The sequence below is a fragment of the Roseateles sp. GW821-FHT09H10 genome (assembly GCF_059415865.1).
In genome coordinates, this window is sequence record NZ_JBWKOB010000006.1 from 268,176 (window position 1) to 292,685 (window position 24,510).

22 protein-coding genes and 1 riboswitch are annotated in these 24,510 nt (G+C 69.2%); of the genes, 12 read left to right on the plus strand and 10 right to left on the minus strand.

Annotated elements, in window-relative coordinates; translation table 11 throughout:
• Positions 1–47: 47 nt before the first annotated feature.
• From AC07OY_RS25075 to def, 4 genes are read right to left on the minus strand one after another with little or no spacing between them, the layout of a single operon-like run.
• Positions 48–422 carry a hypothetical protein gene (locus tag AC07OY_RS25075; protein ID WP_495045312.1) on the minus strand — a complete coding sequence of 125 codons (375 nt, stop codon included), beginning with the start codon at positions 420–422 and terminating at the stop codon, positions 48–50.
• 47 nt (positions 423–469) lie between these two features.
• Positions 470–1,315, minus strand: coding sequence for a zinc metalloprotease HtpX (gene htpX / locus AC07OY_RS25080; RefSeq protein ID WP_495045313.1), 846 nt, complete (start codon positions 1,313–1,315; stop codon positions 470–472).
• A gap of 57 nt (positions 1,316–1,372) precedes the next feature.
• Positions 1,373–2,305 (minus strand): methionyl-tRNA formyltransferase, encoded by a 933-nt coding sequence (fmt, locus tag AC07OY_RS25085; RefSeq protein ID WP_495045314.1) that lies wholly within the window; start codon positions 2,303–2,305, stop codon positions 1,373–1,375.
• Positions 2,305–2,841 (minus strand): peptide deformylase, encoded by a 537-nt coding sequence (gene def, locus AC07OY_RS25090; RefSeq protein ID WP_495045315.1) that lies wholly within the window; start codon positions 2,839–2,841, stop codon positions 2,305–2,307. The genes fmt and def overlap by 1 nt, the downstream gene beginning before the upstream one ends.
• Before the next feature lie 116 nt (positions 2,842–2,957).
• Between def and AC07OY_RS25095 the strand changes: the two genes are divergently transcribed.
• From AC07OY_RS25095 to AC07OY_RS25105, 3 genes are all read left to right on the plus strand, one after another.
• Complete coding sequence (locus AC07OY_RS25095; protein WP_495045316.1) at positions 2,958–4,124, plus strand: LysM peptidoglycan-binding domain-containing protein; 1,167 nt, start codon at positions 2,958–2,960, stop codon at positions 4,122–4,124.
• A 157-nt stretch (positions 4,125–4,281) separates the two neighbouring features.
• The gene (gene dprA, locus AC07OY_RS25100) at positions 4,282–5,379 is read left to right on the plus strand and encodes a DNA-processing protein DprA (RefSeq protein WP_495045317.1); all 1,098 of its coding nucleotides are present in this window, start codon (positions 4,282–4,284) and stop codon (positions 5,377–5,379) included.
• An 86-nt stretch (positions 5,380–5,465) separates the two neighbouring features.
• Positions 5,466–5,918: a Smg family protein gene (locus AC07OY_RS25105; RefSeq protein WP_495045318.1), complete on the plus strand. Its 453-nt coding sequence runs from the start codon at positions 5,466–5,468 to the stop codon at positions 5,916–5,918.
• Positions 5,919–5,982: 64 nt separating this feature from the next.
• Here the strand turns inward: AC07OY_RS25105 and AC07OY_RS25110 are convergent, their stop codons facing one another.
• The 4 genes from AC07OY_RS25110 to yajC form a co-directional block, all read right to left on the minus strand.
• The gene (locus AC07OY_RS25110) at positions 5,983–8,445 is read right to left on the minus strand and encodes a DUF1631 family protein (protein ID WP_495045319.1); all 2,463 of its coding nucleotides are present in this window, start codon (positions 8,443–8,445) and stop codon (positions 5,983–5,985) included.
• 45 nt (positions 8,446–8,490) lie between these two features.
• Positions 8,491–9,525, minus strand: a complete 1,035-nt coding sequence (secF, locus tag AC07OY_RS25115; RefSeq protein ID WP_495045320.1) for a protein translocase subunit SecF — start codon at positions 9,523–9,525, stop codon at positions 8,491–8,493.
• Between the two features lie 12 nt (positions 9,526–9,537).
• Positions 9,538–11,433, minus strand: coding sequence for a protein translocase subunit SecD (secD, locus tag AC07OY_RS25120; protein ID WP_495045321.1), 1,896 nt, complete (start codon positions 11,431–11,433; stop codon positions 9,538–9,540).
• 79 nt (positions 11,434–11,512) lie between these two features.
• Positions 11,513–11,836 (minus strand): preprotein translocase subunit YajC, encoded by a 324-nt coding sequence (gene yajC, locus AC07OY_RS25125; protein WP_495045322.1) that lies wholly within the window; start codon positions 11,834–11,836, stop codon positions 11,513–11,515.
• Between the two features lie 155 nt (positions 11,837–11,991).
• On the opposite strand from yajC, the gene AC07OY_RS25130 reads away from it, so the two are divergent.
• The 5 genes from AC07OY_RS25130 (at position 11,992) to AC07OY_RS25150 (ending at position 18,035) form a co-directional block, all read left to right on the plus strand.
• On the plus strand, positions 11,992–13,752 hold the full coding sequence (locus tag AC07OY_RS25130; protein ID WP_495045323.1) for a diguanylate cyclase domain-containing protein: 1,761 nt from the start codon (positions 11,992–11,994) through the stop codon (positions 13,750–13,752).
• Complete coding sequence (locus AC07OY_RS25135; protein ID WP_495045324.1) at positions 13,736–14,836, plus strand: DNA glycosylase AlkZ-like family protein; 1,101 nt, start codon at positions 13,736–13,738, stop codon at positions 14,834–14,836. Before AC07OY_RS25130 ends, AC07OY_RS25135 begins: the two co-directional genes overlap by 17 nt.
• Positions 14,833–15,225, plus strand: a complete 393-nt coding sequence (locus tag AC07OY_RS25140) for an Imm1 family immunity protein (RefSeq protein ID WP_495045325.1) — start codon at positions 14,833–14,835, stop codon at positions 15,223–15,225. Before AC07OY_RS25135 ends, AC07OY_RS25140 begins: the two co-directional genes overlap by 4 nt.
• Before the next feature lie 76 nt (positions 15,226–15,301).
• Complete coding sequence (locus AC07OY_RS25145) at positions 15,302–16,804, plus strand: hypothetical protein (RefSeq protein ID WP_495045326.1); 1,503 nt, start codon at positions 15,302–15,304, stop codon at positions 16,802–16,804.
• A gap of 4 nt (positions 16,805–16,808) precedes the next feature.
• Positions 16,809–18,035, plus strand: a complete 1,227-nt coding sequence (locus AC07OY_RS25150; RefSeq protein ID WP_495045327.1) for an MFS transporter — start codon at positions 16,809–16,811, stop codon at positions 18,033–18,035.
• 7 nt (positions 18,036–18,042) lie between these two features.
• On the opposite strand, the gene AC07OY_RS25155 is transcribed toward AC07OY_RS25150, so the two are convergent.
• Positions 18,043–19,587: a winged helix-turn-helix domain-containing tetratricopeptide repeat protein gene (locus AC07OY_RS25155; protein ID WP_495045328.1), complete on the minus strand. Its 1,545-nt coding sequence runs from the start codon at positions 19,585–19,587 to the stop codon at positions 18,043–18,045.
• Between the two features lie 154 nt (positions 19,588–19,741).
• Here AC07OY_RS25155 and AC07OY_RS25160 point away from each other — a divergent pair, with 154 nt between their 5' ends.
• Positions 19,742–20,104 carry a group I truncated hemoglobin gene (locus AC07OY_RS25160; protein WP_495045329.1) on the plus strand — a complete coding sequence of 121 codons (363 nt, stop codon included), beginning with the start codon at positions 19,742–19,744 and terminating at the stop codon, positions 20,102–20,104.
• Here AC07OY_RS25160 and AC07OY_RS25165 read toward each other — a convergent pair.
• The gene (locus AC07OY_RS25165; protein WP_495045330.1) at positions 20,101–21,111 is read right to left on the minus strand and encodes an aldo/keto reductase; all 1,011 of its coding nucleotides are present in this window, start codon (positions 21,109–21,111) and stop codon (positions 20,101–20,103) included. The two genes, AC07OY_RS25160 and AC07OY_RS25165, sit on opposite strands and share 4 nt — an antisense overlap.
• A gap of 68 nt (positions 21,112–21,179) precedes the next feature.
• A riboswitch (S-adenosyl-L-homocysteine riboswitch) is annotated at positions 21,180–21,256 on the plus strand.
• 73 nt (positions 21,257–21,329) lie between these two features.
• Here AC07OY_RS25165 and ahcY point away from each other — a divergent pair.
• The 3 genes from ahcY (at position 21,330) to metF (ending at position 24,496) form a co-directional block, all read left to right on the plus strand.
• A complete protein-coding gene (gene ahcY / locus AC07OY_RS25170) occupies positions 21,330–22,742 on the plus strand; it encodes an adenosylhomocysteinase (protein ID WP_495045331.1) in 1,413 nt (470 codons plus the stop codon).
• A 177-nt stretch (positions 22,743–22,919) separates the two neighbouring features.
• Positions 22,920–23,666, plus strand: a complete 747-nt coding sequence (locus AC07OY_RS25175; protein WP_495045332.1) for a TlyA family RNA methyltransferase — start codon at positions 22,920–22,922, stop codon at positions 23,664–23,666.
• A complete protein-coding gene (metF, locus tag AC07OY_RS25180) occupies positions 23,663–24,496 on the plus strand; it encodes a methylenetetrahydrofolate reductase [NAD(P)H] (protein ID WP_495045333.1) in 834 nt (277 codons plus the stop codon). The genes AC07OY_RS25175 and metF overlap by 4 nt, the downstream gene beginning before the upstream one ends.
• Positions 24,497–24,510: the final 14 nt, after the last annotated feature.

Below are 24,510 nucleotides of genomic sequence, written 5' to 3' on the forward strand. Positions count from 1 at the left end.
GACGATGCGCAGGAACGGGGGCGCGAAATGCGGCTGCGTGCGCCGGATCAGTGGGCTTTGGCCTTGTCGCCGCCCTTTTCAGCGGGCTTCTCAGCGGCTTTTTCCGCCGGCTTGGCCTCGGCCTCGTCCTCCTTGGGCTTGACCGAGCCCGGGCGCGGCACGACGGGCGCCACGCCCTCGAGCTTGTTCTCCCGCATGTACTCGTCCATCTCGCGCCAGCCGGTGTAGACGGCCGCCTTCTGGGCCTTGGGGTTGAGGACGTAGCAGTCCTCGATGGCGCGCATGGCGTGGCGGCAGGCGCTGCCGACGGCCTTGCCCTCGGCCTCCTTGGCGGCGGCCACCTTGGCGGGGTCGTCGATGCCGAGCTGCTCGCAGGCGGACAGGGCGGCGAGCAGGGGCAGGGCAAGAAGAAGGCGCTTCATGGGCTCAGCTATCGGCTGCGGGCGCGCCAACTTGAGATCGCACCGGCTCAACGCTTCACCATGGCGAGCAGGCGCGTGACGCGCTCCTCGATCGGCGGGTGGGTGGAGAACCAGCCGCGCCAGCCGCCGCCTGACAGCGGATTCATGATCATCATCTGCGCCGTCTCGGGGTGGGCCTCGGCCGCCGCGAGGGGGATGCCCTGGGCGTAGCGGTGGATCTTGTCCAGGGCCGAGGCCAGCGCGGCCGGGTCGCCGGAGATCTCGGCACCGCCACGGTCGGCCTCGAACTCGCGGGCGCGGCTGATGGCCATCTGGATCACGCCGGCGGCAATGGGCGCCAGGATGGCGATGGCGATGCCGGCCAGCGGGTTGGTCGGGCGGCCGTTCTCGTCGCGGCCGCCGAAGAAGGCGGCGAAGTTGGCCAGCATGGAGATGGCGCCGGCCATGGTCGCGCTGATCGTGCTGATCAGGATGTCGCGATGGGCCACATGGGCCAGCTCGTGGGCCATGACGCCGCGCAGCTCGCGCTCGGACAGCACGCGCAGGATGCCGGTCGTCGCCGCCACGGCAGCGTGCTCGGGATTGCGACCGGTGGCGAAGGCGTTGGGGGCGTCTTCCTGGATCAGGTAGACCTTGGGCATGGGCAGGCCGGCGCGCTGGGCCAGTTCCTTCACCATGCCGTAGAACTGCGGCGCCGAGCTCTCGTCGACCTGCTGGGCGTTGTACATCTTCAGCACCATGTCGGCCGAGAACCAGTAGCTGAAGAAATTCATGCCGATGGCGACGACCAACGCGATCAGCATGCCGGTCTGGCCGCCGATGTAGGACCCGATGACCATGAACAGCGCCGTGATGGCGGCCATCAGGACGGCAGTCTTCACGAGGTTGAACATCTCAGTACGCTTTCGAAGTGACAGGTGACATGGCAGATGGTGCCATGTCGGCCTGGTTCAAGCTTCGAAGCGCTCGCCCACGGCGATCGGGCGCGCCTGCAGGAAGGCTGATGCCGGGCCGCGCTTGCCGCCGGCGCGCTGCAGTTCGGTGAGCTTCAGGGCGCCCTCCCCGCAGGCGACGACCGGGCCGGGAGCGATGACCTCGCCCGGCGCGCCGCTGCCAGCGACGACTTCGACGCGCCAGACCTTGACCGCCTCGCCCGCCAGCGTCGCGACGCCGCCCGGAAAGGGATCGAAGGCCCGCAGGCGGCGCTCGATCTCGGCGGCGGGCTGCTTCCAGTCGATGGCGCTCTCGGCCTTCTCGATCTTGTGGGCGTAGGTGACGCCTTCGGCCGGCTGGGGCGTGCGCACCAGGCTGGCAGCCTGCAGAGCCTCGACGATGAGGCGGCCGCCCTGGTCGGCCAGCCGGTCATGCAGGACGGCCGTGGTGTCGTCGCCACGGATGGGCTCCCGGCCGACCAGCAGCATGTCGCCGGTGTCCAGGCCCGCGTCCATCTGCATGATGGTGATGCCGGTCTCGGCGTCGCCGGCCTCGATGGCGCGGTGGATGGGCGCGGCGCCGCGCCAGCGCGGCAGCAGGGAGGCGTGGATGTTCAGGCAGCCTCGGCGCGGGGTGTCCAGCACCCATTGCGGCAGGATGAGGCCATAGGCGGCGACGACCATGATGTCGGCATCCGCCGCCAGCAAGGTCTCGCGGGCCGCCGCGGCGTCGGTGGCGTATTTGCCGTCCAGCCTCAGGCCCTGGGGCTGGGCCACCGGGATGCCCGCCGCCACGGCGCGCTGCTTGACCGCCGACGCCTGCAGCTTCATGCCGCGCCCGGCCGGACGGTCGGGCTGGGTCAGCACCAGGGGCACGGTGAAGCCGGCCGCCAGGATGGCGTCCAGCGCGACCGCGGCGAACTCGGGCGTGCCCGCAAAGACAACTCTCATCAGAGCCGCTGGTTGCGCTTCTTGGCTTCCAACTCTTCTTCGCGCGTCTTCTTGACCATCTTGGTCTTGATACGGTCGCGCTTGAGCGGGCTCAGGTATTCGACGAAGACCTTGCCCAGCAGGTGATCCATCTCGTGCTGCACGCAGACGGCCAGCAGGCCGTCGGCCTCGAATTCATAGACCTCGCCGTCACGGTTGGTGGCCCGCACGGTGACTTCGGCGTGGCGGGGCACCTTGTCGTAGATCTGCGGCACGGACAGGCAGCCTTCCTCGCCGTCGACCATGCGCTCGCTGGTTTTCACCAGCTCCGGGTTGATCAGCACGCGCGGAGTGTCGCGATCCTGCGACGTATCGATGACGACGACGCGCTCGTGCACATCGACCTGGGTCGCGGCCAGGCCGACGCCGTCGGCGGCGTACATGGTTTCCAGCATGTCGTCGACAAGCTGGCGGATGCGTTCGTCCACGGCCGCCACGGGCTTGGCGACGGTGTGCAGACGCGGATCGGGGTAGCGGAGGATGTGCAGTTGGGCCATGGCGCCTTGTAAGCACTCGCAAACGAGCGCTAGCGGTTGTTGGTTGCCCCCGTTGATTGCGGGCAGAATCGCCTGGATTTTCGCCGATCCGGCAATCCCCTCGGAGACCGCGCCCGATGCCCGCTGCCCGCCCCGCCCAAATTTCTGTCCTTGCGGCCTGTCTGACCCTTGCGACAACCACGGCCTGGGCCCAAGCCAGCCAACTGCCCATCACGCCCGAGCAGCGTCGCGTGGCCGAGCAGGTCGCCAGTGCCGGCGTGCCCCTGTCCGAACTGGCGCCCAATGCGCCCGACCAGCATGTGGTCAAGGCCGGCGACACGCTCTGGGACATTTCCTCGCTGTTCCTGAAGAGCCCCTGGCGCTGGCCCGAGCTCTGGGGCATGAACCGCGACCAGATCCGCAACCCCCACCTGATCTACCCGGGCCAGGTGCTGATGCTGGTCAAGGCCGACGGCCGCGCCCGGCTGCAGATGGGCCAGAACGTCGGTGGCAGCGGCGCCGCCAGCGGCACCGTCAAGCTGCGTCCGCAGATGCGCATCTCGGCCCTGGATTCCAGCCCGATCCCGACCATCCCCCTGCACCTGATCCAGCCCTTCCTGACCGATGCCGTCGTCTTCGAGACCGACGCGCTGGCCGCGGCGCCGCGCATCGTGGCCGCCCAGGAAGGCCATGTGGTGCTCGGCCAGGGCGACCTGGCCTATGCCCGCGGCGACTTCGGCCAGGGCACGGATTTCCGCATCTTCCGCACCGCCCGCCCGCTGATCGACCCGACCACCAAGGAAGTGCTGGGCTTCGAGGCGCCCTATGTCGGCACCGCCGAGCTGACCCGCGCCGGCGAGAACCGCCCCTTGCCTGACGGCAAGGTCGAGATCGTGCCGGCGACCATGGTCATCCGCCAGGTGAAGCAGGAGGTCGGCATCGGCGACCGCCTGGCACCGGCCCCGGCGCGCAACCTGGAGCGCTATGTGCCGCATGCGCCCGACAAGGACATGGCGGGTCAGATCGCGGCCGTCTATGGCGAGGCCCTGATCGCCGGCCAGAACCAGATCGTCGCGCTGAACCGCGGCAAGCGCGATGGCGTCGAGCGCGGCCATGTGTTCGCGCTGTGGCGCGACGGCGCCCGCGTCGTGGACAAGACCTACGAGAAGGCCCAGGCCATCAAGCTGCCCGACGAGCGCCACGGCGTCCTGTTCGTCTTCGAGGTCTATGAGCGCGTGTCCTATGCGCTGATCATCTCGGTCAAGGAACCCGTCAAGCCGGGCGACCGCTTCACCCAACCCTAGAACATGGAGCCCCTCGCCCAGTCGCGCCCCGCTGAACGCGGGCGCACCTGGTCGGTCCCCCGAGGGGACGGCGATGCTTGCCGGATCGACCGGCAAGCACATCGCCACGGCGGGCCGGCTCGGGAGCGGCCCAGCGCTCGGCCCGCAAATTGGTGAAATGCTCAGCGACACCGAACTGGCGGCCTGGCTGCGGCTGACCGAGAGCGTCGGCCCGGCGGCAGCGCGCCGGCTGCTGGCCATGGCGGGCAGCCCGCAGGCCGTCTTCGAGTTGCCGGCCGTGGCCCTGGGCCAGGCGCTGTCCGGCAAGCAGCGCGAATCCTTCAACCGGCCGCCAGAGCATCTGGCTGAACTGATCGCCCGGGCAACGACCTGGCTGGCCGAGCCCGGCCACGACCTGCTCGTGCTCGGCGATGTGGACTACCCGGCCCAACTGCTGGCCACGGCCGACCCGCCACTGCTGCTGTGGCTGCAGGGCCGGCGCGAGCTGCTGGCGACGCCTTCGCTGGCCATCGTCGGCAGCCGCAACCCGACCGCCCAGGGGCGCGACAACGCACGCGCCTTCGCACGCGCCCTGGCCCAGGCCGGCTACACCATCGTCTCGGGCCTGGCCCTGGGCGTGGACGCCGCGGCCCACGAGGGCGCGCTGGAGGCCGCAGGCGCCACCATCGCCGTCGTCGGCACCGGCCTGGACCAGGTCTACCCGCGCAGCAACGAGAAACTGGTGGCGCGGCTGCTGGAGGCCGGCGGCCTCATGGTGAGCGAATACTCACTGGGCACGCCAGTGCTGCCCGGCAACTTCCCGCGCCGCAATCGCATCATTGCCGGGCTGGCCCGGGGCTGCCTGGTCGTCGAGGCGGCGGTGCAGTCGGGCTCGCTGATCACGGCCCGCCAGGCCGTCGAGGCCGGCCGCGAGGTCTTTGCCATTCCCGGCTCCATCCATTCGCCGCAAGCGCGCGGCTGCCATGCGCTGATCCGCCAGGGCGCCAAGCTGGTCGAATCGGCCGCGGATGTGCTGGAGGAGCTGGCGCCGTCGGGCGCCGCCCGCCCGGCAGCCGAGATCTTGGAAGTGGAAACGCCGCACGAACTCCAGGCCCTGCTGGACGCCATGGGCTTCGATCCGGTCAGCCTGGACGCGCTGATGGCCCGCTGCGGCTGGCCGGCGGCCGAGCTGAGCGCGGCCCTGCTGGAGCTGGAACTGGACGGCCAGGTGGCCCGCCTGGCGGGTCAGCTCTTCCAGCGCCGTAGAGCGGGATGACGAGCTTAACCCCGGATATCAGAGCCCGATCCGAGGGGTTATTCGCGTCCGAGGCCCGCCAGACCCTGGGCTATCATCCCCTCACGATGTTCGATGTCCTGGTTTATCTCTACGAGACCTATTGGCGCCCGGACGCCTGCCCCGACCACGCGCAGCTCGCGCGCAAGCTGACGGCGGTGGGCTTCGAGAACGACGAGATCCAGGAGGCCCTCTCCTGGCTGGACGGTCTGGCCGCTTCCGGCGAGTCCTACCAGGGCGAGCAGAGCGCGCTCGCCATGCGCGTCTATTCACCGGCCGAGATGGAGCATCTGGGTGAGGCGTCCATCAGCTTCATCAGCTTCCTGGAATCCGCCGGCGTGCTGCCCGGCCCCATGCGCGAGATGGTCATCGACCGCGCCATGGCCATCTCCGGCAATCCCATGGACCTGGAAGACCTGAAGATCATCGTGCTGATGGTGTTCTGGAGCCTGGGCGAGGAGCCCGACGCGCTGATCCTGGACGAACTCTTCGTCGCGCCGGAAGAGCGCTTGATCCACTAGACCGCCAAGGTCTGCAATGAGAAACGGCGCCCTGGGCGCCGTTTTCATTTCTGGGTCTGCTCACTCACTTGAGCAGTTGCCCCGGGTCGGCATCCAGCTTGGCCAGCGCCTTGCGCGTCGCCTGCACGGTCAGGGCCTCGTCCTGGGCCGGCAGCAAGAGGCCAGCCTGCAGGAAGGCGGCCATGCGGTTCAGCGAGAACAGCACGCCGCGGCCCTTGGGCGTGACGAACAGGGCCAGTTGCTTGCGCAGGCCGCGCCAGGCCAGTTGCACCTGCTCGTTGCGGCCGCGGTAGTCCAGCATGAACCAGCCGCCCACCTGCAGCTCGCGGGCCCAGGCGACCATGGCCGGCGTCGGCGCCGAGCCGCCCTCGGCGACGACTTCCATGCCCTCGGATTCGTGGCCGGACAGGTCGCGCACCAGCATCTCGTCGACATGAGTGTCGCCGTCGACGTCCTCGGGCAGCATGGCCTCCAGCGTCTCGAGCTGGTCCATCAGCTCGTCCAGGCGCTCGCGCGGGATGGCCGCCGTCTTGGCCGTGAAGGCCGCGGCCAGCGCGTTGTTCAGGGAGCGCACATGCTCGTCCTGCTTGTCGGTGGGCAGGCCGGCATGGCTCATGCCGTCACGCAGGGTCTTGAGCAGCGGCGGCAGGCGGCGGATGACCTCGGCGCGCTCCTCGCGCGAGGCCTTGGCGCTGGCGCTCCAGATCAGGTCGGCCGCGGCGCGCTTCATGGCCTTGGTCACGTCGGACTGGGCGCCGGCGCGCACCGCCGTGACGGCCAGCACGTCGGCCCAGACGTGGAAGAGGAAGTCGCGCACGCCGTCCTGCACCGGCACCTCGGACAGCATCTTGCGCAGCTCGATGGTGTACTGGATGGCCAGGGTCTCGCGCTGCTCGACCTGCTGGGCCAGCGACACGCCGCGCTTGGAGGCCTGGTTCTCGTTCTCGAAATAGTGGTCGAGGAACTTCTCGAACTCGGTCAGCACGGTGGCGAAGACGCGCCGGCCGGTGTCCGGATAGGCCTCGACGACCTGCACGACGCGCTTGATCTCGCGCTCCAGCGCGTCGTTGCTGGCGCGCTCCGAACCGGGGCCGCTGACATGGGCGGTGTTGAAGCCCATCACGCAGGCGCCCATGCGGTCAATGAGACGACGCGCCGGGTGGTCGGCGGCGGCGAAGAAGTCGGGTTCGCTGACGGCGACGCGCAGCACCGGCATCTGCAGGCGGGCGAACCAGACCCGCACCGTGGCCGGGATGCGCTCCTCGGTCAGGATGTTCTGGAACATCATCGCGACGATCTCGATGGTCGCGCGCTCGGCCGGGTTGCTGGCCGCCTGCTTCAGGACTTGCTTGAAGGCCTGGTTGCGGGCGCCGATCTCCTCCAGCGCGCGCGGGGCGCTCGGGGTTGCGCCGGGCGCCGTGTCGGCGGCACCTGGCCGGCGCTGCAGGGATTCCTGGGCATGCTTGATCGCCCCCATCAGCCGCGGCGAGGCGGCCGCGACGGGCGGGGCATCGGCCAGCGAAGGCCTTGACCCCGCTGCCGGCGCATCAGCGGCCGACGCGCCGACCGCGCCGGTCAGGCTGCCGGGATGGCTGGGCGCGGCATCGGCCAGGCTGGGCTTGCCGCCACCCGGGCGGGCCGGCACCTGGCTCTTGGTGACGGGAAAGCCCGGCACATGGCGGGCCAGCACGCGCTGCAGCTGGGCCATGACCTCGTCGGCCTGGGTGCTGGCCTTGCTGCGCGCCGCCGGGCTGCCAGGCGCCATGGGCACCGGGCCGGAGGTGGAGCCGAGGCCGGCGCCGGGCGACGCCGGGGGCGGCGGCGGGGCCGGCACGCCGGAGGCGGCGGCCGTCGCTTCCCTGGCGGCCTGGGCGGTGCGGCGGATGAAGGGCCGCAAGTCGACCTCGGGCAGCACCTTCTGGGCAATCAGCCAGCGATTGGTCTCGTGATAGGCCTCGCTGATGAGCTGGGCGAATTCCTCGTGCAGCTCATGGTGCAGCAATTGCCAGATGTTGGCGTCCAGGCCGACCCGGCTCCAGGCGTCCAGCGCGACGCGGGCGACGACATGGGCGCGCAGCAGGTCCAGCGGCTCCAAGTCGTCGTGCGCCTCCAGGGCCTGCATGCGGGTGCGCAGGTCGGTGAACTCCCAGGTGGCGCGATCCATCATGACCAGGGCCAGGCGGGAGCTGGTGATCTCGCGCTCGATGGTCGAGTCGTCGACCAGGCTCATCTTCAGCGACTGCGCCGGCACGGTGGAATCGTGCTCGCGGGAGTTGTCGGACACGCCGTGAACGGCCGCATGGCGCAGGGCCGCGACGATGGCCATCTGCCAGTTGGGGCCCAGCTTCTGCCAGGCCTGCACCGCGTCGCGCCGCGCCATCATGATGGCGTGGGGAGCTGCCTGGAGCAGCAACTGGCTGGCTCCTTGGCCGACGGCCGCGACCAGCGGTGTCATGCCGCGCACCAGGGCTTCCAGATAGACGCGCCGCGCCTGGGTCGCCAGGGCCTGGTTACGAGCGGCGGTCATGGACGGGTGATGGCTGCGCGGCTGGAGTGAATGGTTGCGGTCACTCTACACGACGGCCCCGGAGTTCGGGTCGTTGGGGTCGTCACGATTCACGGCGGCCTTCACCAGGTCCTCCCGCTTGACGCCCAGCCACATCGCGATGGCAGCCGCCACGAAAACCGAGGAATAGATGCCGAACAGGATGCCGATGGTCAGGGCGACGGCGAAGTAGTGCAGCGTCGGGCCGCCGAACAGCAGCATGGACACCACCATCAGCTGGGTGCAGCCGTGGGTGATGATGGTGCGGCTCATCGTCGAGGTGATCGCGTGGTCGATGACCTCGTGGGTGTTCATCTTGCGGAACTTGCGGAAGGCCTCCCGCACCCGGTCGAAGATGACGACGGACTCGTTCACCGAGTAGCCCAGCACCGCCAGGATGGCCGCCAGCACCGCCAGCGAGAACTCCCACTGGAAGAAGGCGAAGAAGCCCAGGATGATGACCACGTCGTGCAGGTTGGCGATGATGCCGGCCAGCGCGAACTTCCATTCGAAGCGGATGGCCAGGTAGATCATGATGCCGATGACGGTCACGGTCAGCGCCTTGGCGGCGTCCAGAGCCAGCTCGGCACCGACGGCAGGGCCGACGACCTCGGAGCGCGACAGCTTGATGGGCTCGGCGCCATCGGGCTTCTTGCAGATCTGCTTGCTGACCTGCTCGCCCTGGGCCGTCACCTCCTGGTGCTCGCTGATCACGCCGGCCTCGGCCTTGCAGAGCTCGCTGAAGACCTTGCCGACGACCTCGGTCTGCTTCTCGCCGGGGCGCACCGGCAGGCGGATCATGACGTCACGCGAAGAACCGAAGTTCTGCACCTGGACTTCGCCATAGCCCATCTTCTCGATGGTGTGGCGGGTCTTCTCGATCTCGGCCACCTGCGGATAGGCCACTTCGACGACGGTGCCGCCGGTGAATTCAATCGAGAAATGCAGGCCGCGGGTGACCAGGAAGAACACGGCGGCCGCGAAGGTGAGGAAGGAGATGACGTTGAAGATCAACGCATGCTTCATCAGCGGCAGGTCGCGCTTGATGCGAAAGAGTTCCATGTTCCAGCTTCCTCAGACTTTCGCGGCGGCGTCGGTGGTCTCGGCCACGGCATCGGGCTCGGGCTTCCACACCTGGCCGATGGACACGCTCTTGAGCTTCTTCTTGCGGCCGTACCAGAGGTTCACGAGGCCGCGCGAGAACACGACGGACGAGAACATCGAGGTCAGGATGCCCAGGCAGTGCACGACGGCAAAGCCCTTGATGGGGCCGGAGCCGAACACCAGCAGCGCGATGCCCGCGATCAGCGTCGTCACGTTGGAGTCCAGGATGGTGGCCCAGGCGCGCTCGTAGCCGAGGTGGATGGCCTGCTGGGGCGAGGCGCCGCCGCGCAGTTCCTCGCGCACGCGCTCATTGATCAGCACGTTGGAGTCGATGGCCATGCCCAGCACCAGCGCGATGGCCGCGATGCCCGGCAGGCTCAGCGTGGCCTGCATCAGCGACAGCGCCGCCACCAGCAGCAGCAGGTTGAAGCCCAGGGCCAGCGACGAGAACATGCCGAACAGCAGGTAGTAGACGCACATGAAGGCGGCCACGGCGGCAAAGCCCCACTGAACGCTGGCGATGCCCTTCTCGATGTTTTCCTTGCCCAGGCTCGGGCCGATGGTGCGCGATTCGATGATTTCCATCGGCGCGGCCAGCGAGCCGGCGCGCAGCAGCAGGGCCGTGTCGTTGGCCTCGACCGTGGTCATGGCGCCCGAGATCTTGATGCGGCCGCCGCTCAGTTCGCTGCGGATGACCGGCGCCGTGACGACCTCGCCCTTGCCCTTCTCGAACAGGATGATGGCCATGCGCTTGCCGATGTTCTCGCGCGACAGGTCCTTCATGATGCGGGCGCCCTTGGCGTCCAGCGTCAGGTCGACCGAAGGCTGCTGGTTCTCGTCGAAGCCGGTCTGGGCGTCGACCAGGGCATCACCGGTCAGCACCACCTGGCGCTTGACGATGATGGGGCCGAAGCCGCGGTCGATGAAGCGCTCGGTGCCGAAGGGCACGGGGCCGTTGCCCTTCAGCGCTTCCAGCGCCTCGCTGCCGTCGTCCACCATGCGCAGCTCCAGCGTGGCGGTGCGGCCGATGATCTTCTCGGCGCGGGCGGAATCCTGCACGCCGGGCAGCTGCACGACGACACGGTCCAGGCCCTGCTGCTGGATGACGGGCTCGGACACGCCCAGCTCGTTGACGCGGTTGTGCAGCGTCGTGATGTTCTGCTTGACGGCCGCTTCCTGCACGGCGACCTGGGCCTTCGGCGCCAGCGCGCCGGTCAACTGCAGTTCACTGCCTTCGCCGCGGGCCGTCCAGGTGACGTCGGGCAGCTTGTCCTTCAGCACCTCGGTCGCCGCGGTGCGCTGTTCGGCGTCACGGAAGGCGATGACGACGGTATTGGCGTCGCGGGTGATGCCGGCATGGCGGATGTTCTTGTCGCGCAGCATGGTGCGCGCGTCGCCCGTCAGCGCCTCGGCCTTCTTGGTCAGGGCCGCCTTCATGTCGACCTGCATCAGGAAGTGCACGCCGCCGCGCAGGTCCAGGCCCAGGTACATGGGGTTGGCATGCAGGCTGGTCAGCCATTGCGGGGAGCGCGACAGCAGGTTCAGCGCGACGATGTAGTTCGGCTCGGCCGCATCCGGATTGAGCGCCTTGCTGATGACGTCCTTGGCCTTCAGCTGGGTGTCGGTGTCGCCGAAGCGGGCCTTGATCGACGTGCCGTCGAACTGGACGAAGTCCGCCTTGATGCCGGCCTGCTGCAGCGCCGCCTCGATGCGGGTACCCAGCCCGGCGTCGACCTTGACGGTGACCTTGGCACTGGACACCTGCACGGCCGGCGACTCGCCGAAGAGATTGGGCAGCGTGTAGAGCGTGCCGATCAGCAGCGCGACGAGCAGGATCGCGTACTTCCAGAGCGGATAGCGGTTCATGGGGGACTTCCTTGTCTTCGCCTGGGCGGCGTAGCCATCGCCCGGACGGGGCTGGCCCGGGAGATGGGCGCGGGGCCAGTTACTTCAAGCTGCCCTTAGGGAGAACCTGGGTGACGGCGCCACGCTGGATCTGGATTTCCACGCCATTGGCGACTTCCAGGTGGACGAAGTTGTCGCCCAGCTTGGCGATCTTGCCGATGACGCCGCCGGCGGTGACGACCTCGTCGCCCTTGGCCAGCGCCTCGATCATGGCCTTCGCCTCCTTCTGGCGCTTCATCTGCGGCCGGATCATGACGAAATAGAGCACGACGAACATCAGCACCAGGGGCAGCATGCCGAGCAGGCCGGATTCAGGGCTGGCGGCGGCCGGGGCGGCCTGGGCGTAGGCGTTGGAGATGAACACGTTGAATTCCTTGGATGGGCGGCTACGAGAAACCGCAGGGCAACCTTGAATTCTAGTGCGGCCCGCCGGACACCCCCGTGACGGGGCGCGAGGGGCTACGCCGCGACGCTCACCCCTGATAACCTGCCGCCGCCCACCCAACCGGAGTTCCCGCCTTGCCGATCAGGACGCTGACCGACCGACTGAGCCTGCGCAGCCTGCTGACGCTGCCCTATGTCGTGCTGGTGCTGGCTCTGGTGCTGCTGGTGGGCGCCCTGTCCTGGCGGGCCGGCCGCGACACGGTGGACGCCCTGTCCGGCCAGCTCCTCGTCGAGGCCGTGAGCCGCATCTCGGTGGCGCTGGAGCGCCACGTCGGCGGCGCCGACGCCGTGCTGGAGGCCGCCTTCCCCACCGGCCTGCCCGCCCCCGAGAACCTGCCCAAGGAGCTGGACACCCTGCGCACCCGCTTCTGGCTGGCCACCTCGGTGCACCGCGACCCCAACAACTACGTCTATTACGGCGACCGCCACGGCCATTTCCTCGGCCTGTGGCGCTTCTCCGAGCTGGAAGCCGAGCTCCGCACCCGCACCCAGAGCGAGGGCCCGCGCACCATCTACCGCTTGAGCGGCATCATGGGCGACCTGCGCTCGCCCGTCGTCGAGGACAAGGTCTTCGAGCCGCGCGAGCGCCCCTGGTACCAGGCCGCCCTGGCCAACCCGGCCTCGCTGAGCTGGACGCCGGTCTATATCGACTTCAAGACCCTGGACCTCGTCACGACCCGCACCAAGCGCGTCGGCAACGACGTCGGCGAGCCCGAGGGCGTCGCCGCGACCGACCTGCCGCTGAAACAGGTCAATGCCCTGCTGCAGCGGCTGGCCCTGACGCAGAACGCCGTCGCCATGGTCGTGGAGGCCGATGGCCAGCTCGTCGGCGTCTCGCGCGGCGCCCACATGAAGACGGTGTCCGTTGGCCAGCACGAGCGCCTGAACGCCGCCCAGAGCAGCGACGCCCTCGTGACGGCCGCCTTCGAAGCCGTGCGCCAGCGCACCGCGCCCGGCCCCGACGCCCTCGGCACGGCCGCGCGCACCACCAGCTTCACCGATGCCGACAGCCGCGTCGTGCAGCTCGGCTATGCCCGCGTCGAGCCAGCCCTGGGGCTGAACTGGCTCATCATCGTCGCCGTGCCGCGGGCCGACTTCCTGGCCGGCGTGCAGCGCAACTTCGTGCAGGCCGCCGCCCTGGCCGGCCTGGGCGTCGTCATCGCCCTGGGCCTGGGCTGGGCCGTGCTGGGCATCGTCACCCGCGAGCTGCGCGAACTGGCCGAGGCGGCCCGGCGCGTCGGCGACGGCGTGCTGGACGAGCCGCCCGAGGTGCACCGCACCGACGAACTCGGCGAGCTGGCGCGCAGCTTCGCCGACATGCAAAGGCGGCTGCTGACCGACCAGCTCACGGGGCTGTCCAACCGCAGCGCCATCCTGCGCCGCATCGAGGACCGCATCCTGCAGCAGCGCCGCCGCGGCGACCGCTGGCCCTTCGCCGTCATGTTCGTCGACCTCGAGCGCGTCAAGGACATCAACAAGCGCTTCGGCCATGGCGTCGGCGACGCCGTGCTGAAGGAAGTCGGCCAGCGCCTGCGCGCCGGCGTGCGCATCGGCGACATCGTGGCCCGCTATGCCGGCGACGAGTTCGTGCTGTTGCTGGACTCGGTCGAGAACCGCGCCGACGCCGAGGCGGCGCGCAACCACCTGGAAGCCGCCATGCAGGCGCCGCTGGAAGCCCTGGCTGGCCTGGCGCCGGCCGACTTCCAGATCGGTGCCAGCTTCGGCATCGCCCTCTATCCCGACGACGGCCAGGACACCGAGAGCCTGCTCAGGCATGCCGACGCCGACATGTTCTCCCGCAAGCCGCCGCCGCCCGCCGATGTCTCCAGGTTCTGAACTCGATCTCGCGGCCCTGCGCCGCCATGCCGTCGCCCGCAGCCTGTTCACGCCCACCACGCTGCCCAAAGCCGTCGAGAAGCTCGGCGGCTTCGTGCAGGCCGACCCGCTGCGCGCCCCCGCCCGCGCCCAGGACCTGACGCTGCGCCACCGCGTCAAGGGCTACCAGGCCGGCGACCTGGAGCGCCGCTATCCGCGCCTGAACCTGCAGGAAGACTTCTTCATCAACTACGGCTTCGTCACGCCCGAGCTGCGCGCGCTGATGCACCCACGCACCGCGCGCCGCGTCTGGGACGAGCCGCGCTGGAAGCTGGCCAACGCCGTGCTGGCCGAGGTCGAGCGCCTGGGCGAGGCTCACCCGGCCGAGGTCGACGCGGCCCTGGGCCATGGCCCGGTGAAGAACTGGTTCGGCGGCAACAGCCGCCTGTCCACGGAGCTGCTGGACGGCCTGCACTACCGCGGCCACCTCGACGTCGTGCGGCGCGACAGCGGCACGCGCGTCTACCGCCTGGCGCCGACCTGGGAAGCCCACCCCGACCCGCAGACCGCCATGGACGCGATGGCCGACGTGCTGGTGCAGAAGTACGCGCCGCTGCCGGCCGGCAGCCTGTCCACCTTGATCAGCATGCTGTTCAACGCCTCCCACCAATGGACCGAGCTGCGCAGGCCAACGTTTGCCCGCGCCAAGGAGAGGCTGGCGCATGCCAGGGTCGACGGCGTGGACTGGTACTGGCCGGCCGACGAGGATCCGAGGCGGGGCTGGCGCATTCCCTCGCAGGTGCGGCTGCTGGCACCCTTCGACCCCGTTGTCTGGGACCGCCGCCGCTTCGAGCTGCTGTGGGGCTGGGCCTACCGCTTCGAGGCCTACACGCCGGCGGCCAAGCGGGTGCGCGGGCATTACGCACTGCCGCTGCTGTGGCGCGACCAGGTCATTGGCTGGGCCAATGCCAGCGTCAAGGGCGGTGCGTTGAAGGTCGAGTGCGGCTATGTGGCCGGTAAGGCGCCACGGGATGCTGAGTTCAAGGCGGCGCTGGAGGAGGAGAAGGCGCGGCTCGCGGCCTTCCTGGGCGTGGAAGGGCCATGAACGCAGACACCATCATTCCGAACCACAGGCTGCAGATTCGCACCGAAGAGGAGCTTGAATCAGCCTTTGCCGAGTGGAGGCAAGACGTCTATGCCGCGTTCCATTTCTCCCACGACCTGCCTCACCCTTGGTTGTCCGTGCTGCTGAACGGTTCGGTGGCCTACATCCATTACTTCCCCGCGCCGGACCACCCGGGCTTCCAGTCCCTGAACCCGAATCCTGCGGCGGGCGATCACTGCACGCGCTTTCTCCAGGCAGGCGGCTGCGAAGCAGATGGCTTTGATCTGCCTGCGTACTCACTCATACCGGCCGAAACTGGCCTGGCTGCAGCGAGAGAGTTCCTGCAGTCGTCAGCTCGCCCGTCCTGCCTTGCCTGGTCAGAGCTGTAAGCCAGTTGCTGCCCGGCAAAACGCGCAGGCGCGCTCTAGGATCGCCAACGCCACAACCACCGCCTGAATCGCCGCCATGCGTTGTCTCGCCCTCCTGCTGCTCGCCCTGACCCTGAGCCCGCTCGCCCACGCCGACGAAGCCAGCACCGCCAAGGCCTTCCAGAAGCTGCGCACCAGTCCCTGGCTGCTGCGCCAGTTCATGGCCGAATTCCCCAAGGGCGGCGACCTGCACAACCACCTGGACGGCAGCATCTATGCCGAGAACATCATCCAGTGGGCGGCCGAGGACGGCAAATGCGTGGCTCTGGGCAACGGACAGATCAGCTATCCGCCCTGTGACGCTCAACGCCCGCCGATGAAGGACTACGCGGCCGACTCGGTCAACTACCGCCAGCTCGTCGACGCCTATTCGGTGCGCAACTACGAGCGCGGACCGAAGTCCGGCCATGACCAGGTCTTCGACACCTTCGGCCGCTTCATTCCCGGCACCCTGGGCCGCGAAGGCGACATGCTGCGCGAGGCCTTGAACCGCCGCGGCGCCGAGAACACCGTCTACCTGGAGCTGCTGCAGTCCTGGGGCATGGACAAGGCCCGCGCCATCGCCGCGGCCGAGGCCGGTGCCTTTCGCGCCGACCGGCCGGCGCGCGATTGGGCCAGTCACCCGGCCCTGCACAAGATCGTCGCCGACACGCGCATCGAGCTGGACCGCATCGAGAAGCGCTGGCGCGAGCTGTCGCATTGCGGCCAGGCCCAGGCCGAGCCGGGCTGCGGCGTCACGCTGCGCTATCTGGCGCAAGTCATCCGCACCTTCCCGCCCGAGCAGGTCAATGCCCAGATCGCACTGGCCTTTCTCCTCGTCAAGGCCGACCCTCGCTATGTCGGGCTCAACCTCGTCGCGCCGGAGGACGATCCCAGCACGCTGCGCCATTACAAGGAGCAGATGACGGTCATCGGGCACTTGAGCAAGCTCTACCCCGAGGTGCAGGTCAGCCTGCATGCCGGCGAGTTCGGCTTCGGCCTGGTGCCGCCCGAGGACTTCAAGGACCACATCCGCCAGGCCCTGGACATCGCCGGCGCCCGCCGCATCGGCCATGGCGAGGCCATCGGCCTGGAGGTCGGCGCCTTCGACACGCTGCGCGACATGGCCAAGCGCGGCATCGCCGTCGAGATCAACCTGACCAGCAATGCGATCGTCCACGACCTCAAGGGCGAGCAGCACCCGTGGCTGCTCTACCGCCAGTTCGGCGTACCGACCGCCCTGTCGGCCGACGACGAAGGCGTGTTCCGCATCGACCTGACGAACGAATACCAGCGCGCGGCAGCGACCTACCCCAAGCTGACCTACCGTGACTTCAAGCAACTGTCGCGCAATGCGCTCCACTACGGCTTTGTCGAGGGCCAGGCCCTGCTGGCCGACACCGCCAGCGGCCGCTTCGTGGCTGCCTGCACCGGCGAACGCCCCGGCCGCGGCGAAGCCAGGAGTGCCCGCTGCCGCGACTTCCTCGCCGCCCACACCAAGGCCCGCCTGCAATGGGACCTGGAAGCCCGCTTCAGCCGCTTCGAGGGCCAATCACGCTGATTGAATGTTTCTTGATATCGGGCCGCTGCGCCGCAACACCGCCTTTCGCCGCCTCTTCGCCAGCCAGTTCATCTCGGGCCTCGGCACCATGGTCAGCTATGTGGCCGTGCCCTGGCAGCTCTACGAACTGACGCACTCCAACGCCCAGGTCGGCCTGCTCGGCCTGGTGCAGCTGATCCCCGTCGTCGCCTGCGGCCTGCTCGGCGGCGCGGTGGCGGACCGCGTGGACCGCAAGCGATTGCTGATCGGCTCGGAAGCGCTGATGGCCCTGTGCCTGGCCGGCCTGCTGGCGAACGCACTGAGCGCCGCGCCCAGCGTGCTCGCCATCTATGCGCTGGTGGCCGTGCTGCAGGGCGCCAGCGGCTTCCATCGCCCGGCGCTGGAGGCCTTGACGCAGAAGTTCGCCCGCCCCGAGGAGTACGCGGCCGTGGCGGCCCTGTCGTCGGTGCGGGGCACCATCGGCATGGTGGCCGGTCCGGCGCTGGCCGGGCTGCTGCTGGCGAAATGGGGCGCCGTCGGCGCCTATATCTTCGACTTCGCGAGCTTCATCGTCGCGCTGTTCTTCATCGTCCGCATCCCGCGCGAGGCCATCGGCCAGGTCGACGCCCCCGAAGAGCGCCCGCATCTGCTGGCCGACCTGGCCGAGGGCCTGCGCTTCGCCTGGGCACGGCCGGCGTTGATGGGCACCTATATCGTCGACATCGTCGCCATGGCCTTTGCCTTCCCGGTCGCCCTGTTCCCGGCCATGGCGGCGGCCGACGGGCGCACCGAGTCGGTGGGCTGGCTGCTGTCGGCCATGTCGGTGGGCGCTTTGATCATCGGCCTGGTCAGCGGCTGGACCGGCAAGGTCAGCCGCCACGGCCGCGCCGTCGTCATCGCGGCGGCGGTGTGGGCGCTGGGCATCGTGGCGCTGGGCTTTGCGCCCAGCCTGATGCTGGGGCTGGTCTGCCTGGCCATCGCCGGCGCCGCCGACATGGTCAGCGGCGTCTTCCGCGGCACGATCTGGAACGAAACCATCCCCAACACGCTGCGCGGCCGCCTGGCCGGCATCGAGATGATCAGCTATTTGACGGGCCCGCTGATCGGCAACGCGCGGGCCGGCTTCATGGCCGATGCCTGGGGCGTGTCGGCCGCGATCTGGATGGGCGGCGCGATCTGCCTCGCCGGCGTCATCGCCACCGGCTTCCTGCTGCCGCGCTTCTGGGCCTATCGCAGCAGCAGCCGCCGCTGAGCCGGCCTCAATCCAGGCCGGCGCGGCGCAGGCCGTCGCGCATCAGCCGCGTCGCGGACGCCTCGAAGCGGAAAGCTGCCAGCAGGTCCGCCACGCCATAGCCCGGCCGCCGCTGGCGGACCTGCGCGATCTGCGCCCGGGCTTCCGGCAGCCGCCCCGCCAGGGCAAGGCCGCAGGCGGCGATGCCATGGATGTGCACATGCGCATTCGGCCGCGCGGCGGCCTGCAGGAACCAGTCGGCGGCCGCCTCGAAGTCGCCGAGGCGAAGCATCGCCAGGGCACGCGCGCCCATCATGCCGAACAGCAGCGGGTCGTGCGGGCTCAGGCGCCGCGACAGGTCGGCGGCGCCGATGGCGGCCCTGGGGTCGCCGGACTGCGCCTGCACAAAGGCGAGCGAGTAATGCGCCAGCGCAAAGCTCGGGCTCAGTGCTATGGCCTGCTGCAGGGACTGCACCGCCTCGTCCGAGCGCTCCAGCAGCCAGCAGGCACGCCCCAGGGCCAGGTGGGCGGCCGGCTGGCGCTCATCGGCCAGCAGCGCGGCCTCGGCGGCCTGCAGGGCCAGCCGCGACTGGCTGGCGGCATCGCCCCAGCCCTGGAAGGCGTCCTGGAAATGGGTGAAGGACAGGCCGGCATGGGCCGCCGAGAAGCCGGCATCCTGGCGCAGGGCCGCGCTGAAGAAGTCGCGGGCGCGCTGGTTGTCGTCGCGATCGAAGCGGTACATATGCCAGAGGCCGCGGTGGTAGGCCAGCCAGGCGTCCAGCGAATCGGCGGGCCGCCGCAAGGCGCGGGCGCGCTCTGCCGCCTCCACCTCGTTGGCCAGGCTGGAGGCGATGGCCTGACCGACGTCGTCCAGCACGTTCAGCAGCATCTGCTGGGCGGCGACGAAGGTGTCGGCCCAGACCGCATGGCCGCTGCGCACGTCGGCCAGTTCGACGTCTACCGCCAGGCCCCGCGGGTGGGGCCGCAACGCGCCGGTGACGACATAGTCGGCCTGCAGGCAGCGCGCCGCTTCCATCGCGCCGAGGCCGCGCGCCTGCAGTTCCAGCACGCTGCCGTGGGCGATCACCGCCGCGCTGCGCAGGCGCGCCAGGCAGGCGATGACGTCATGCGTCAGGCCGTAGGTGCGCACCGGCCCGACATTCCAGCCGAACTCGTCGCGCAGCGGCATCACGGCCACGCAGGCGCGCGGAGCCGGTGCCTGCAACTCGGCGAGGCCCGACCCGCAGGGCGCCGCGGGCTCGTCCAGCAGCCGCACGGGCGCCACGAAGCGGTAGCCGCGCCGCGGCAGCGTGGCGATGCAGGCCTGGTCGCGGCCATCGTCACCGACGGCCTTGCGCGCCGACTTGATGGCGGTGCTGAGGGCGCCGTCGGTCACCACCTTGCCGGGCCACAGCCGCTCCAGCAACTCGTCGCGCGTGACGGTGCGGTCACGGTGGGTGGCCAGGTGCAGCAGCAGGTCGAACACCAGCGGCTCGACCGCACAAACCTCGCCGCCGCGACTCAGCTGGTGGCGGTAGGTGTCCAGGGTGCAGTCGAGAAAGGCCAGCAGCAAACCGTGAGCCCTGCGGGGAGATGGCTGTCGACGATTGTGAGGGCCGCGCCCGCCTCAGCCAAACCTCAGCGTTTCCTCACGGTTCGCTCATGCGGCGCAGCGGCGTCCTTCCTAAGGTTCGGACACCGCCCTCGGGCACCCGAAAGGACTCGCCATGACAGCCTCCCTCTACGAACGCCTGGGCAAGGCCGACGGCATTGGCCGCCTGGTCGATGACGTCATGGCCGCCCATCTGGACAATCCGGTCGTCAAGCCGCGCTTCGCCGCCATCGCCGACCTCGACAAGGCCAAGCGCCTGGCGCGCGAATTCTTCTGCGTCGGCGCCGGCGGCCCCGAGACCTACACGGGTCGCGACATGCTGGCCGCCCACCGCGGCATGAACATCAGCGAGGAGGAATACCTCGCCGTCGTCGACGACATCATGGGAGCGCTGGGCAAGAACGACATCGATGGCCCGACGCGGACCGAGGTGCTGGGCATCCTGTATTCCCTCAAGGGCACCATCGTCCGCGTTTAGACGTTGAGCGAACCCATCTGCGCCGCCGGATAGCGCGTCCCCGCCACCGCGTGCGCCGCGAGCAGCGCCTGGATGCGCTCGCGCCGGCCGTCGTCGAGCTGGATGCGGGCGGCCAGCACGTTCTCGTCCAGCCGCGAGACGCTGCGCGTGCCGGGGATGGGAATGATGTCCTCGCCCTGGTCGAGCAGCCAGGCCAGGGCGAGCTGGGCGGGTGTGTAGCTCCATTCCTCGGCCAGGGCGCGCAGGGCGTCGGCCAGGGCGAGGTTGTGGTCGAGATTGCCGCCCTGGAAGCGCGGATGAACGCGTCGGCGGTCGTCGGCAGCCAGCTGATCGACGCCGCGGATCGCCCCCGTCAGGAAGCCCCGGCCCAACGGGCTGTAGGGCACCAGGGCGATGCCCAGCTCGCGGCAGGTCGGCAGGATCTCGGCCTCGACATCGCGAGTCCACAGCGAATACTCGGTCTGCACGGCCGCGATGGGGTGCACGGCGTGGGCGCGGCGGATGGTGGCGGCCGAGGCCTCGGACAAGCCCAGATGCCTGACCTTGCCAGCCTTGACCAGTTCGGCCATGGCGCCGACGGTCTCCTCGATGGGCACGGTCTTGTCGACGCGGTGCTGGTAGTAGAGGTCGATGTGGTCGACGCCCAGCCGTGAGAGGCTGGCGTCGCAGGCCTCGCGCACATAGGCCGGGCTGCCGTCGATGCGCAGCATGGCGCCGTCGGGGGCCCGCACATTGCCGAACTTGGTCGCGATGACGACCTCGTCACGACGCTCCGCCAGCAGCCGGGCCAGCAGCCTCTCGTTGGCGCCCACGCCATACATGTCGGCGGTGTCCAGGAAGTTGATGCCGATGTCCAGGGCGTGGTTCAGCACGGACAGCGACAGCGCGTCGTCGGCCGGGCCGTAGAAGTCGGACATGCCCATGCAGCCCAGGCCCAGGGCCGAGACTTCGGGGCCGGCGGCGCCCAGGCGGCGGCGCGGGATTGGGGCGGAAACGGCATTTGTCATCACGGATCTCCTGCGGGACATCATCGCCGCGTCGACAAAGCCCCTCACAACCGGCCTAGAATGCGCGTCTTTCCGAGGAGCGTTGCAACCTCAGCACCCTTGAGGCCAGGCTCGGAATTTCTACCTGCAACCGCGCTCACCCGCTGGCCGACCGTGCCTGGGTGATGCTTGATCCCCTTGTCCGACGCCAGCGGCTTCATTCACTTGAAGGAGCCCGCATGAGCACCGCCGACCATATCGTCAAAGACCTCTCGCTCGCCGACTGGGGCCGCAAGGAAATCAAGATCGCCGAGCACGAGATGCCGGCCCTGATGGCCATCCGCAAGGAATACGCCGCATCGCAGCCGCTGAAGGGCGCCCGCGTCACCGGCTCCCTGCACATGACCATCCAGACCGCCGTGCTGGTCGAGACCCTGCAAGCCCTGGGCGCCGAAGTGCGCTGGGCCAGCTGCAATATCTTCTCCACGCAGGACCACGCCGCCGCCGCCCTGGCTGCCGTCGGCACCCCCGTGTTCGCCTACAAGGGCGAGACGCTGGAAGACTACTGGGACTACACCCACCGCATCTTCGAATTCGCCGGCAAGGGCGAGGCGGGCGAAGGCCCCAACATGATCCTGGACGACGGCGGCGACGCGACGCTGCTGATGCACCTGGGCCAGAAGGCCGAGAAGGACCTGTCCGTGCTGGCCAACCCCGGCAGCGAGGAAGAGCGCATCCTGTTCGCGGCCATCAAGAAGAAGGTCGCCGAGGACGGCACCTGGTACACCCGCAAGAGCGCCGAGATCATCGGCGTGACCGAAGAGACGACCACGGGCGTGCACCGCCTGAAGGAAATGTCGGCCAAGGGCACGCTGCTGTTCCGCGCCATCAACGTCAACGACTCGGTCACCAAGAGCAAGTTCGACAACCTGTATGGCTGCCGCGAGTCCCTGGTGGACGGCATCAAGCGCGCCACCGACGTGATGGTCGCCGGCAAGATCGCCGTCGTGGCCGGCTACGGCGACGTGGGCAAGGGCTCGGCCCAGGCCCTGCGCGCGCTGTCGGCCCAGGTGTGGGTCACCGAGATCGACCCCATCTGCGCCCTGCAGGCCGCGATGGAAGGCTATCGCGTCGTGACCATGGAGTTCGCCCAGGACAAGGCCGACATCTTCGTGACGACGACGGGCAACAAGAACGTCATCCGCCACGAGCACATGGCCGCGATGAAGAACAACGCCATCGTCTGCAACATCGGCCACTTCGACAACGAGATCGAGGTCGCGGCCCTCGAGCAATACGAGTGGGAAGAGATCAAGCCCCAGGTCGACCACGTCATCTTCCCGGACGGCAAGCGCATCATCCTGCTGGCCAAGGGCCGCCTGGTGAACCTGGGCTGCGGCACGGGCCACCCGAGCTATGTGATGAGCTCGTCCTTCGCCAACCAGACCATCGCCCAGATCGAGCTGTACGCGCACAAGGACAACTACGCCATCGGCCAGGTCTATGTGCTGCCCAAGCACCTGGACGAGAAGGTCGCCCGCCTGCAGCTGACCACGCTGAATGCGCAGCTGACCGAGCTGACGGAAGAGCAAGCGGCTTACATCGGCGTCAACAAGGCCGGCCCGTACAAGCCCGACACGTACAGGTACTGATGAGCCCCTCGTCCACTCCCGCCCTGCTGAACGCAGGCGTGCCTGGCCGGTCCCCCGAGGGGACGGCGATGCTCGCGGCGTCGAGCCGCGAGCACATCGCCCACGGCGGGCCGGCTCGGGAGCGGCCCGGCGCTCGGCCCGCAGGTTTCGTGCGCTGCTCGCGCAGCGTTGGCGTCCATGAGAGCTGACCAGCTCCTCGTTGCCCAAGGCCTGGCACCGACCCGTTCGGTGGCCCAGCGCCTCATCAGCAACGGCGCCGCCGAGTGGGCCTCGCCCACCGGCTGGGCCGCGCTGAAGAAGGCCGGCGAGGACCTGCCCGAGACGGCGCAGCTGCGCGTCACCGACGACGCGGAGCTGCGCTATGTGTCGCGCGGCGGGCTCAAGCTGGAAGGCGCGCTGGCGCGCGTCGGCTTCGACGTGTCGACGCACACGGTGCTGGACGTCGGCCAGAGCACGGGCGGCTTCACCGACTGCCTGCTGGCCCATGGCGCGCGCCATGTCGTCGGCGTGGACGTCGGCCATGGCCAGCTGCACGCCAAGCTGCAGAGCGACCACCGCGTGACCGCGCTGGAGGGCGTGCATGTGCGCGAGCTGGACGTGCTGCGCCAGCACCAGCCGACGGGGGGCTTCACCCTCATCGTCGGAGACCTGAGTTTCATTTCCATGGTGGGCAGCCTCCCCGAGCTGCTGCCCTGGCTGGAGGTGCACGGCCATCTGCTCGTGCTCATCAAGCCGCAGTTCGAGCTGGGGCCACAAGCCCTGGGCAAGGGCGGTCTCGTCAAGGACGAGGCCGACTACCCGCGACTGGAAGCCCGCGTGCGCCTGGCCTGCACGGCCCTCGGCCTCAAGGTGCTGGACTATTTCGACAGCCCCATCACCGGCGGTGATGGCAACCGCGAATTCTTCTTGTGGGCGTCCCGATGACTACCGCTGTTTCGTTTGAATTTTTCCCGCCCAACACGCCGGTCGGCGTCGAAAAGCTCAAGACCGTCGTGCAGGACCTGGGCGCGCTGTCGCCCCAGTACTTCAGCGTCACCTACGGCGCCGGCGGCTCCACGCGCGACAAGACCCTGGGCGCCGTGATGGACATCGCCGCGGCCGGCTTCGAGGCCGCGCCGCATCTGAGCTGCGTGGGCTCCACGCGCGAGAACATCGCCGAGATCCTGGCCACCTACCGCGCCCAGAACATCCACCGCGTCGTCGCGCTGCGCGGCGACCTGCCCAGCGGCACGGCCACGGCGGGCGAGTTCCGCTATGCCTCGGAGCTGGTCAGCTTCATCCGCGAGACCCAAGGCAAGGACTGGCATATCGAGGTGGCCGCCTACCCCGAGGTGCACCCGCAGCAGCGCTATGCCGCGCGCGACCTGCAGCACTTCGTCGACAAGATGAAGGCCGGTGCCGACGGCGCCATCACGCAGTTCTTCTTCAACGCCGACGCCTATTTCCACTTCGTCGACGAGGCCCGCAAGCTCGGCGTCACCCAGCCCATCGTGCCGGGCATCATGCCCTTCCACAACTATGGCCGCATCGCCCAGTTCGCGCAGCGCGACGGCATCGACATCCCGCGCTGGGTGCAGCTGAAGATGGAAGGCTTCATGGACGACACGGCCAGCATCCGCGCCTTCGGCCTGGATGTGGTGACCCGACTCTGCGAACGCCTCATCGACGGCGGCGCGCCGGGCATCCACTTCTACACGCTGAACCAGAGCGCGCTGACGCTGGAGCTCTGCAAGCGCCTGGGATTGGGCAAGTAAGTCCATAACTTCCG